At 73.9% G+C, this 10,619-nt stretch carries 11 protein-coding genes; 1 reads left to right on the top strand and 10 read right to left on the bottom strand.

Annotated features, from left to right (window positions below):
- Positions 1–285: 285 nt before the first annotated feature.
- From tyrS to argC, 9 genes are read right to left on the bottom strand one after another with little or no spacing between them, the layout of a single operon-like run.
- The gene (gene tyrS / locus DQ244_RS15630) at positions 286–1,563 is read right to left on the bottom strand and encodes a tyrosine--tRNA ligase (RefSeq protein WP_113812387.1); all 1,278 of its coding nucleotides are present in this window, start codon (positions 1,561–1,563) and stop codon (positions 286–288) included.
- Positions 1,560–2,186: a DNA-3-methyladenine glycosylase gene (locus tag DQ244_RS15625; RefSeq protein WP_233491593.1), complete on the bottom strand. Its 627-nt coding sequence runs from the start codon at positions 2,184–2,186 to the stop codon at positions 1,560–1,562. The genes tyrS and DQ244_RS15625 overlap by 4 nt, the downstream gene beginning before the upstream one ends.
- 38 nt (positions 2,187–2,224) lie before the next feature.
- Positions 2,225–3,664 carry an argininosuccinate lyase gene (gene argH / locus DQ244_RS15620; protein ID WP_113812386.1) on the bottom strand — a complete coding sequence of 480 codons (1,440 nt, stop codon included), beginning with the start codon at positions 3,662–3,664 and terminating at the stop codon, positions 2,225–2,227.
- A complete protein-coding gene (locus DQ244_RS15615) occupies positions 3,661–4,200 on the bottom strand; it encodes an arginine repressor (RefSeq protein WP_113812385.1) in 540 nt (179 codons plus the stop codon). Before DQ244_RS15615 ends, argH begins: the two co-directional genes overlap by 4 nt.
- Positions 4,197–5,141 (bottom strand): ornithine carbamoyltransferase, encoded by a 945-nt coding sequence (argF, locus tag DQ244_RS15610; protein WP_113812384.1) that lies wholly within the window; start codon positions 5,139–5,141, stop codon positions 4,197–4,199. The genes DQ244_RS15615 and argF overlap by 4 nt, the downstream gene beginning before the upstream one ends.
- Positions 5,138–6,409 (bottom strand): acetylornithine transaminase, encoded by a 1,272-nt coding sequence (locus tag DQ244_RS15605; protein WP_113812383.1) that lies wholly within the window; start codon positions 6,407–6,409, stop codon positions 5,138–5,140. Before DQ244_RS15605 ends, argF begins: the two co-directional genes overlap by 4 nt.
- Entirely contained in the window at positions 6,406–7,416 is a 1,011-nt protein-coding gene (gene argB, locus DQ244_RS15600) for an acetylglutamate kinase (protein WP_113812382.1), read from the bottom strand. Before argB ends, DQ244_RS15605 begins: the two co-directional genes overlap by 4 nt.
- Positions 7,413–8,564, bottom strand: a complete 1,152-nt coding sequence (argJ, locus tag DQ244_RS15595) for a bifunctional glutamate N-acetyltransferase/amino-acid acetyltransferase ArgJ (protein ID WP_113812381.1) — start codon at positions 8,562–8,564, stop codon at positions 7,413–7,415. Before argJ ends, argB begins: the two co-directional genes overlap by 4 nt.
- On the bottom strand, positions 8,561–9,598 hold the full coding sequence (gene argC / locus DQ244_RS15590) for an N-acetyl-gamma-glutamyl-phosphate reductase (protein ID WP_233491592.1): 1,038 nt from the start codon (positions 9,596–9,598) through the stop codon (positions 8,561–8,563). The genes argJ and argC overlap by 4 nt, the downstream gene beginning before the upstream one ends.
- 142 nt (positions 9,599–9,740) lie before the next feature.
- Here argC and DQ244_RS15585 point away from each other — a divergent pair, with 142 nt between their 5' ends.
- Positions 9,741–10,055, top strand: a complete 315-nt coding sequence (locus tag DQ244_RS15585; protein WP_158544574.1) for an STAS domain-containing protein — start codon at positions 9,741–9,743, stop codon at positions 10,053–10,055.
- A gap of 1 nt (position 10,056) precedes the next feature.
- On the opposite strand, the gene DQ244_RS15580 is transcribed toward DQ244_RS15585, so the two are convergent.
- Complete coding sequence (locus DQ244_RS15580; protein WP_113812379.1) at positions 10,057–10,614, bottom strand: DUF1643 domain-containing protein; 558 nt, start codon at positions 10,612–10,614, stop codon at positions 10,057–10,059.
- Positions 10,615–10,619 lie beyond the last annotated feature (5 nt).

Here is a 10,619-nt window from a genome sequence, read left to right as displayed (position 1 = left end):
CCACGACTGCACGAGCCGCGGCACGGGGTATTACTTGGCACTGACTTTCGGCACGCTGTTGAGTTCTCAAGGAGCGGACGCGCAACAACTCGACCCTTCCGGGCTCCGTCACTGGCTGGATGTCCAATTCTACGCCGGTTTCCGGAGGCCCTCAAGGGCGGTGTCCGGTCCGGCGGCCCTCCCGGGCCGCGCGGCGCAGAGAGAAAGTTACACGGCCCTCCCGGCGGGGTCAAACCCGGGGGTCGGTGACGCCGGACACCCCCCGCCGGACCCGCCTCGGGCGGCTCAGCCGCCCTTGCGGACGCCCGCGATCGCGCGCCGTCCACGGCGCAGGACGAGCCACCCGCCGGGAAGCCAGGCGTCCTCCCCCGGCACCGCGTCGCCGTCGGTGACGCGCTCGTTGTTCAGGTACGCGCCGCCCTCCTTGACGGTGCGTCGGGCCTCGGACAGCGAGCTCACCAGGCCTGTCTGCTGGAGCAGTTGGGCGATCGTCGGCAGCTCGCCGTCGACGGTGGTGCTGCCGGCCTCCTGCAGCGCGGCCGTCAGCGTCCCGGCGTCCAGGGATGCCAGGTCCTCCCGCCCGAAGAGGGCCCGTCCGGCGGCCTCGGCCTGGCGGAGCTGGTCGGAACCGTGCACCAACCGGGTCAGCTCCTCGGCGAGCGCGCGCTGGACGGCTCGCGCGGCAGGGCGTTCCTCCGACTCGGCGATCAACCCGGCGATCTCCTCGGCCGGCCGCTCGGAGAACAGCGGGAGCCAGGTGCGGGCGTCGACGTCGTCGATGTTCAGCCAGTACTGGAAGAAGGCGTACGGCGACGTGAGGTCCGGGTCGAGCCAGACCGTCGCCCCCTCGGTCTTGCCGATCTTCTTCCCGTCGGCGGTAGTGATCAGCGGGGTCGCCAGGGCGTGCGTCGAGGCGCTGTTGGTCCGCCGCACCAGGTCGACGCCGGCGGTGATGTTGCCCCATTGGTCCGAGCCGCCGCTCTGGAGCGTGCAGCCGTGCCGCAGGAAGAGCTCGCGGAAGTCGTTGGCCTGCAGGATCTGGTAGCTGAACTCGGTGTAGCTGATCCCGGCCTCGCTGTTCAGCCGGGCCGACACCGCTTCCTTGGCCAGCATCTTGCCGACGCGGAAGTGCTTGCCGATGTCCCGGAGGAAGTCGATCGCCGAGAGCGGCGCCGTCCAGTCCAGGTTGTTCACGTAGATCGGCGGCCGCAGGCCCTGCTCCTGCGCGGGCAGGTCGAGGAACGGGGCGACCCGCTCCCGGATCCGCTCCACCCAGTCCGCGACGACCGACGGGTCGTTCAGCACCCGCTCCGACGTCGGCCGGGGGTCACCGATCAGGCCGGTGGCCCCGCCGACCAGGACGATCGGCTGGTGCCCGGCCCGCTGCAGCGCGCGGAGCACCATGAACTGCAGCAGGTGGCCGACGTGCAGGCTGGCCGCGGTGGGGTCGAACCCGCAGTAGTAGGTGACCGGGCCGGCGGCGAGGTGCTCCCGGAGGGCGGCCTCGTCCGTGCTCTGGGCGATCAGCCCGCGGCGGTGCAGTTCGTCGATCACGTCGGTCACGGGGAACCATCCTGCCCGGCCCGCCCGGGGCGCGGCCTGCCACCCGCCCGGAAGGCGCTCACCGACGGCGCGTCGGTCTCCCAGAACCGCCACGGCAGCTCGGTCGCCACGCTGATGCCCACGCGCGGGCCGGCCGAGACGGTCGACGGCGCCGTCCCCCGGTGCAGGCGCACGGAGGAGCCGGCGTCGAGCAGGTCGGTGTCCAGGTCGTCGCGCCCGATGCCCAGCGCCTGGGTCAGGCGGGCCGGACCACCGGCCAGGTCCCGGGGCGAACGGGCGGCCGGACGGCGGGAGCGGGCCAGCTCCTCCCCCACCACCACCTCTCCGGCGCGCATCAGCACCGCCTCGCCGTCGCCCTCGGGACCCACCACGACGTTGGCGCACCAGTGCACGCCGTAGGAGAAGTAGACGTAGAGCCGCCCCGGAGGGCCGAACATGATCGCCGCCCGCGGCGTGGGACCACGGTGCGAGTGGGCGGCCGGGTCCACCCCCGACCCCGAGTACGCCTCCACCTCCGTGAGCCGCAGCGCCACGGTGCCCTCCGGGCGGTCGGTCACCACCCAGCAGCCGAGCAGCGACCGCGCCACGACGTCGACCGGCCCGAGCAGGTCCTCCTCGCGCACGAGAGGACCCGGCTCGGGCCGGGGGGACGACGACATGCTCAGAGGGCCGGCGCCACCGGCGACGACGACGCCCACTCGGCATGCTCGGTCGCCAGCGCCTTGAGCCCGGTCATCTGCTCGGCCACGCGCACCGGCGCCGTCCCCCCGCGGGTGCTGCGGGCCGCGAGCGCGCCGCTGACCGACAGCACCGACCGCACGTCGGGCGTCAGGCGCTCGTCGATGCCGGCGAGCTGGTCGTCGTCGAGCTGGTCGAGCTCGAGCCCGGCCTCCTCGCAGTAGGCGACCATCGCCCCGCTGATCTCGTGCGCGGACCGGAACGGCACGCCCTGGCGGACCAGCCACTCGGCGACGTCGGTGGCCAGCGCGAAGCCCTGGGGGGCGGCGGCCTCGAGCACCTCCGGGCGCAGCGTCAGGGTCGCCATCATCCCGGTGACCGCGGGCAGCAGGAGGAGCAGCTGCTCCATGGAGTCGAAGACCGGCTCCTTGTCCTCCTGCAGGTCGCGGTCGTAGGCCAGCGGAAGGCCCTTGAGCATCGTGAGGATGCCGGTGAGGTTGCCGACGAACCGGCCGGACTTGCCGCGGGCCAGCTCGGCGATGTCGGGGTTCTTCTTCTGCGGCATGATCGACGACCCGGTGGCCCAGGCGTCGTCGAGGCGGGCCCAGCCGAACTCGGTCGACGTCCAGAGCACGACCTCCTCCCCCAGCCGGGAGAGGTGCACGCCGAGCAGCGCGGCGGCGAAGCAGAACTCGGCGGCGAAGTCGCGGTCGCTGACGCCGTCGATCGAGTTCTCCGACGCCCGGTCGAAGCCGAGCTCGGCGGCGACGGCGTCGGGGTCCAGCGGCAGCGAGGAGCCAGCCAGCGCGCCCGAGCCGTAGGGGCTCACCGCCGCGCGGCGGTCCCAGTCACGGAGCCGGTCGACGTCGCGGGCGATCGAGTGCGCGTGCGCCAGGAGCTGGTGGGCGATGAGCACCGGCTGGGCGTGCTGGAGGTGGGTCATGCCCGGCGCGGCGACGTCCTGGTAGCGCTCGGCCAGGCCCAGCAGCGCGAACTCCAGCGAGGACAGCTCGCCCACCAGCGTGCGCACGTGGTGGCGCAGGTAGAGCCGCAGGTCGGTGGCGATCTGGTCGTTGCGGCTGCGGCCGGCGCGCAGCTTGCCGCCGAGCGCGCCGAGCTTCTCGGTCAGGCCGCGCTCGAGGGCCTCGTGCACGTCCTCGTCGGAGTCGATCGCGGTGAAGGTGCCGTCGGCGACCTCGGTGGAGAGCGCGCGGAGGGCACCGAGCATCTGCTCGAGCTCGTCGTCGGCGAGCAGGCCGGCGCGGTGCAGCACCCGGGCGTGGGCCCGGGAGCCGGCCAGGTCGAAGGGCGCGAGCTGCCAGTCGAAGTGCGTGGACTTGCTCAGCGCCGCCATCGCCGGCGACGGGCCGCCACCGAACCGTCCGCCCCAGAGCCGGGTCTGCGATCCAGGTGCGGTGCTCACGTGCCGGGTTCCTCTTCCAGGTCGGCGCTCAGTTCGGGGTAGACGGCCGGCGTGCGCTGCGCGAGCGCCCGCAGCCGGTCGGCCAGGGCGGGCCCGCCGTCGGGGGCCCGGGAGACGACCAGCAGAGTGTCGTCCCCCGCGATCGTGCCCAGCACATCGGGGAGGCCCACCTTGTCCAGGGCGGACGCCAGGAACTGCGCCGCACCGGGCGGGGTGCGCAGCACGGCGAGGTTGGCGCTGCCCTCCGCGCTCGTGAGCAGGTCGGCCAGCAGCCGGGTCAGCCGCGCCGGGGCGGCCTGGGCCGGTCTCAGCGGGGCGTTCTCCGGTGGGACGACGTAGGACGCCGGGGCGCCGTCGGAGCCGCGCAGCTTCACCGCGCCGAGCTCCTCCAGGTCGCGGGACAGCGTGGCCTGGGTGACCTCGATGCCCGACTCGGCCAGGAGGGCGGCGAGCTGGGTCTGGGAGCTGACCGGCTGCGCCTCGATCAGGCCGCGGATGCGGGCCTGGCGGGCGGACCGTCCGACGGCGGAGGTCACGACCGCTCCAGCAACCAGAGGAGCAGCGCCTTCTGGGCGTGCAGCCGGTTCTCCGCCTCGTCCCAGACCGCGCTCTGCGGACCGTCGATGACGTCGGCGGCGATCTCCTTGCCCCGGTACGCGGGCAGGCAGTGCAGGACGACGGCGTCGTCGGCGGCCCGCTCGAGTGCCGCCTCGTCCACCGCGTAGGGCAGGAAGGGTGCGATGCGGGTGTCGTACTCGCCCTCCTGCCCCATGGAGACCCAGGTGTCGGTGACGAGCACGTCGGCGCCGTCGGCCGCGGCCTCGGCGTCGGCGGTCCAGCCGACCGAGCCGCCGGTCTCCCGGGCGATCTCCTCGGCCCGCTTCAGCACCTGCGGATCGGGCTGGAAGGTCTCCGGCGAGCCGATCCGCACGTGCATCCCGGCCGTCGCGCCGCCGAGCAGGTAGGAGTGCGCCATGTTGTTGGCGCCGTCGCCGAGGTAGGTCATGGACCGGCCGGCCAGCGAACCCTTGTGCTCGATGATCGTCTGGAGGTCGGCCAGGATCTGGCAGGGGTGGTACTCGTCGGTCAGGGCGTTGACCACCGGCACCCGGCTGACCCGGGCCATCGCGTCGATCCGCTCCTGGCCGAAGGTGCGCCACACGATGGCAGCGACCTGGCGGTCGAGCACCCGGGCGGTGTCCTCCACCGACTCGCCGCGGCCCAGCTGGCTGCTGCCGGCGTCGACGACCAGCGGGTAGCCGCCGAGCTCGGTGACCCCCACGGAGAACGACACCCGGGTGCGGGTCGAGGGCTTGTCGAAGAGCACGGCGACCGGGCGCGGGGTGCCGTTCGCCGCGCGCAGCGGGGTGGGCGCCTCGGCGCTCCCGCGGCCCGCCTTGAGCGCCGCCGCCAGGGCGAGCACCTCGGCCTGCTCGGCCGGGGTGAGGTCGTCGTCCTTGAGGAAGTGCCGGGTCACTGCTGGGTCTCCAGTGCGGTGTTGGATGGCTCGACTCCGGGCTCGTTCCGCTCCTCGGTCGCTGGCGCTCCCTGCGATGCTCGCTCCCCCGTCGTCATCGCGGGGTCGAGGGCCGCAGGGAGCGCCGCGACGAACGCGTCGACCTGGGCGTCGGTGAGGACGAGGGGCGGGGCGAGCCGGATGACGCCCGGAGCCACGGCGTTGACGAGGAAGCCGGCCTCGCGGAGGTTCGCCTCCACCTGCACTGCGACGTCGGCGGTGAGGACGACGCCGAGCAGCGCGCCCCGCCCCCGGACGCCGCTGATGCCGGCGTGGCCGAGCGCCTCGATGCCGGTGGTGAACCGGTGCTCGATCTCCTTGGCGCGCTCGAGCAGGCCCTCGTCGCGGATGACGTCGAGGACGGCGAGAGCGGCCGCGGCGGCGATCGGGTTGCCGCCGAAGGTGGAGCCGTGGGACCCCGCCGTGAGCAGGTCCGCCGCCTCGCCGAAGGCGAGCATCGCGCCGATCGGCAGGCCGCCGCCGAGGGCCTTGGCCAGGGTGATGACGTCGGGGTGCAGGCCCTCGGCCTGGTGCGCGAACCAGTGCCCGGTGCGGCCGATGCCGGTCTGCACCTCGTCGAGGGCGAAGAGCGCGCCGGCGTCCGACGCGGTGCGGGCGGCCGACGCCAGGTAGCCGGCGGGGGCGGGCAGCACGCCGCCTTCCCCCAGCATCGGCTCGAGCAGCACCATCGCGGTCTGCTCGGAGACGGCGCCGGTCAGCGCGTCGGCGTCGCCGTAGGGCACGTAGGAGACGCCTCCGGGCAGCGGCGCGAAGGCGGCGGCCTTGGACGGCTGGCCGGTCAGGGCCAGCGCGCCCATGGTGCGGCCGTGGAAGGCCCCCTCGGCGGTGATGACCTGGGGGCGGCCGGTGAGCCGGCTGACCTTGAACGCCGCCTCGTTGGCCTCGGCACCGGAGTTGCAGAAGAAGACCCGCCCGGGACGGCCGGCCAGCTCCAGCAGCCGCTCCGCGAGCAGCACCCCCAGCTCGTGCATGGCCAGGTTGGAGACGTGCCCGAGCTTCCCGGCCTGGGTGGTGATGGCCTCGACGACCTTGGGGTGGGCGTGGCCGAGGATCGTCGTCGCGATGCCACCGAGCAGGTCGGTGTACTCGCGGCCGTCGACGTCGGTGACCGTCGCCCCGGTGCCGGAGGCGAGCGCGACCGGCGGCGCCTTGTAGTTGTTCATCATCACCGCCGACCAGCGGCGGGCCAGCTCCTCTGTGTGCGTCATCGTGCTGTGCCCTCCTTCTGGTCCTTCGCCGGGACGACCATCGTCCCGGTGCCCTCGGTGGTGAACGTCTCCAGCAGCAGCGCGTGCGGGGTGCGGCCGTCGACGACGGTCGCCCGCTTCACGCCGCCCTCGACCGCCCGCAGGCAGGCGGCCATCTTCGGGATCATCCCGGCGTCCAGGGTGGGCAGGATCGTGGCCAGCTCGGTGGCGTCGATCTGCTGGACGAGGGAGTCGCGGTCGGGCCAGCTGGCGTAGAGGCCCTCGACGTCGGTGAGGACGACCATCTTCACCGCGCCGAGCGCCGCCGCCAGGGCCGCCGCGGCGGTGTCGGCGTTGACGTTGTGCACGACGCCGTCGGCGTCCGGCGCGACGCTGGCGACCACCGGGATGTGCCCGGCCTCGAGCAGCGCCGTGACCGGGGTGGTGTCGACCGCGACGACGTCGCCGACCAGGCCGACGTCGACCGGCTCGCCGTCCACGACCGCCTGCGTGCGGGCGGCGGTGAACAGCCCGCCGTCCTCACCGGAGAGGTGCACGGCCATCGGGCCGTGCTGGTTGATCAGGCCGACGATGTCGGGACCGACCTGGCCGGTGAGCACCATCCGGACGACGTCGATGGTCTCGGGGGTGGTGACCCGCAGGCCGCCCCGGAACTCGCTGGCGATGCCGAGCTTGGTCAGCATGGCGCTGATCTGCGGCCCGCCGCCGTGCACGACGACCGGGAGGATGCCGCAGGTCCGCAGGAACACCATGTCCTCGGCGAAGGCCCGGCGGCAGGCGTCGTCGACCATGGCGTGGCCGCCGTACTTGATGACGACGACGTTGCCGTGGAACTCCTTGAGCCACGGCAGCGCACCGGTGAGGACGGCGACCTTGGCGGCGTCGCCCTCGGGGTCGTGCGTGCGCATGACCCGGTGCGTGCCGACGGTGCGCGGCAGCCTCGGCGGCGGGGCGGGCTCGTCGACCCGGACGTTCGGCGGGGTCGGGTCCTGGGGTGCGGTGCTCATGTCGAGTAGGCCGAGTTCTCGTGCACGTAGGCGATGGACAGGTCGTTGGTCCAGACGGTGGCCTGCTCGGCGCCGGCCCGGAGGTCGACGTCGATGGTGATCTCGCGGCCGGTGAGGTCGACGCCCTCGCGGGGGTCGCCGATCGAGCCGTTCCGGCAGACGGTGACGCCGTTGATCGTCACGTCGACCTGGTCGGCCTCGAAGGCGGCGTCGGTGGTGCCGATGGCGGCGAGCACCCGGCCCCAGTTGGGGTCGTTGCCGAACAGCGCCGTCTTCAGCAGGTTGTTGCGGGCGCAGGCCCGGCCGGCGGTGAGCGCGTCCTCGACGCTGGCCGCGTTGCGGACCGTGATCGCGATGTCCTTGGTCGAGCCCTCCGCGTCGGCCAGCAGCTGCATGGCCAGGTCGGTGCACGCGGCGGTGAGGGCCTCGGTGAGCTCCTCCTCGGTGGGCGTCACGCCGGCGGCGCCGTTGGCCATCACGAGCACCGTGTCGTTGGTCGACAGGCACCCGTCGGAGTCGACCCGCTCGAAGCTGACCGCGGTGGCCGCCTTCAGCGCGCGCTGCAGCACGTCCGGGTCGGCCGTGGCGTCGGTGGTGACGACGACGAGCATCGTGGCCAGGCTGGGGGCGAGCATGCCCGCGCCCTTGGCCATGCCCCCGACGGTCCAGCCGTCCCGCTGCTGCGTCGTCGTCTTCGGCACGCTGTCGGTGGTCATGATCGCGCGGGCGGCGTCGGGGCCGCCGTCCTCGCTGAGCGCGGCGACCGCCTCCGTGACGCCGGCGGTCAGCTTGTCCATGGGCAGCCGCACGCCGATCAGGCCGGTGCTCGCGACGGCGACGTCGATCGCGCCGATCTCCAGCGCGGCCGCCGCGTGCTCGGCGGTGGCGTGCGTGTCCTGGAAGCCCTCGGGCCCGGTGCAGGCGTTGGCCCCGCCGGAGTTGAGGACGACGGCGCGCGCCCGCTGCCCGGCGAGCACCTGACGGCTCCACTGCACGGGGGCGGCCGGGAACCGGTTCGTGGTGAAGACGGCGGCCGCGGCGTCCTCCGGTCCGGTGTTCAGGACGACGGCGACGTCGGGGTCGCCGGAGGACTTGAGCCCCGCGGCGACACCGGCCGCGGAGAAGCCCTTCGGGGCGGTCGTGCTCATGGTGCTACTCCTACGAGCGGGAGGCCGGTGGTCTCGGGCAGGCCCAGGGCGACGTTGGCGCACTGGACCGCCGCTCCCCCGGTGCCCTTGGTGAGGTTGTCGACGGCGGCCACGACGACCAGCCGGTTCGCGTCGGCGTCGACGGCGATCTGCAGCGCGACGGTGTTGGCGCCCAGCACCTGGGCCGTGGTGGGCCACTGGCCCTCGGGCAGCAGGTGCACGAACGGTTCGTCGCCGTAGGCCGTGGCGTAGGCGGCGCGGGCGGCCTCGGCGTCGATGCCGGGCAAGAGCCTCGCCGAGCAGGTGGCGAGGATGCCCCGGCTCATCGGCACGAGCGTCGGGGTGAAGCTGACGCCGACGTCGTGCCCGGCGACCTGCGAGAGCCCCTGGATCATCTCGGGGGTGTGCCGGTGCACTCCCCCGACGCCGTAGGCGCTGGCCGCGCCCATGACCTCGCTGCCGAGCAGGTGCGGCTTCGGCGACTTGCCCGCGCCGGAGGTGCCGCTGGCGGCGACCACGACGACGTCGGGCTCGATCAGCCCGGCGGCCAGGGCCGGGGCCATCGCGAGGGTGACCGAGGTCGGGTAGCAGCCGGGGACGGCGATGCGCGTGGCACCGGCGAGCTTCTCCCGCTGGCCGGGCAGCTCCGGGAGCCCGTACGGCCAGGTGCCGGCGTGCACGCCGCCGTACCAGCGGGCCCAGGCGGCGGGGTCGCCCAGCCGGTGGTCGGCGCCGCAGTCGATGACCAGCGTCTCGGCGGGCAGCTGGTCGGCGATCGCCGCGGACTCACCGTGCGGCAGGGCCAGGACGACGACGTCGTAGCCGGCCAGGCTCGCCGCGTCGCTGGGCTGGACGGTCATCTCGGCGAAGGGCAGGAGGTGGGGCTGCAGCTCGCCCAGGCGTCGGCCGGCGCTCGAGTTGGCATGCACCCCGGCCAGCCGGAGATTCGGGTGCCCGGCCAGGAGCCGGCACACCTCACCTCCCGCGTACCCGGTGGCGCCGGTGACCCCGACCGTCCACGTCTGCGCGTCCACGATGCATGACCATACACGGACGTGCATGAACGTTCATACCGGGTTTCCCAGCCGTCTGGCAGCGACCGGACGCGAAACTGTCAGCACCTCCGGGCACTGTCAGCGCTGTCCGGCGACGCACGCCGGACGGGAGGAGCCCGCTGTGCAGATCACCGAGCCGTTCGGCGCCATCGACCTCGTCGACGAGGAGGCCGGCCCCGTGCTGCGGCTGCGCGGTGAGGTCGACTCCGCGGTGGTCGCGCGGTGGGACGCCTCCGGGCAGCGGCACGGCGGGGCGGTCGCCGTCGACGCGTCCGCCGCCACCTTCCTCGACTGCCGCGGTCTGCGGCTCGTGGTCCGGGAGACCGAGGCGGCCCGCCGGGCGGGCCGGATCCCCGAGCTCCGCCGCCCGTCGAACCCGGTGCGCCGGCTGGTCGACATCGCCGGCGCCACCCCGCTCTTCGCGACCGTCGCCTGACTCAACAGGCCGGTGACCGCCACGGGACCAGCGGGGCGTCCGCCCGCACGTACAGCGGGTGGCGCGGTTCCCCGCCGGCGGTGGTGCCCAGGCACATCGGCTCCAAGAGGAGCGGCGCCACCTGAACAGACCGGCCGCGCCAGGAGCCGTGGCTGCCCCACGCGGCGACGGTCGAGGCACCGGCGCCGGTCAGGATGCGCAGGGCGTCGTCCCCCGCCGGGCCGACCGGATCGGCCGCCATGCGGATCGACCTCGGATCGGTGTGCCGGAAGGCGAACAGGTTCACGATCAGCAGGCCGGTGGCGCCCAACTCCCGGGACCGGCCGATGCACCGGTCCAGCGTCGGACGGCGTCGCTTCTCGGTGTCACCCGTCGCGGGGTTCAGCAGCACCCAGACGACCGTGGACGCGAGGTCCTCCTCCCCCCACCAGCGCCCGAAGGCGTAGCGGAACACCAGATCCGGCGAGTACAGGTACCGCTCGGGCAGGCCGTCGGGCGACGTGCCCGAGCGGTCCTCCAGCCCGTGCTCGCTCGCGAGCGATGCGAACGGATCGGTCACGGCGT

This window comes from Blastococcus sp. TBT05-19 (assembly GCF_003319095.1).
GTDB lineage: Bacteria > Actinomycetota > Actinomycetes > Mycobacteriales > Geodermatophilaceae > Blastococcus.
The sequence above is the reverse complement of the archived record's forward strand: the minus strand, read 5'-3'. Positions and strand labels throughout refer to the sequence as shown.

Coding starts and splice junctions, on each gene's coding strand:
- DQ244_RS15605 (WP_113812383.1), bottom strand. CDS start 6,409: ATGACGCACACAGAGGAGCTGGCCCGCCGCTGGTCGGCGGTGATGATG.
- argB (WP_113812382.1), bottom strand. CDS start 7,416: ATGAGCACCGCACCCCAGGACCCGACCCCGCCGAACGTCCGGGTCGAC.
- argJ (WP_113812381.1), bottom strand. CDS start 8,564: ATGAGCACGACCGCCCCGAAGGGCTTCTCCGCGGCCGGTGTCGCCGCG.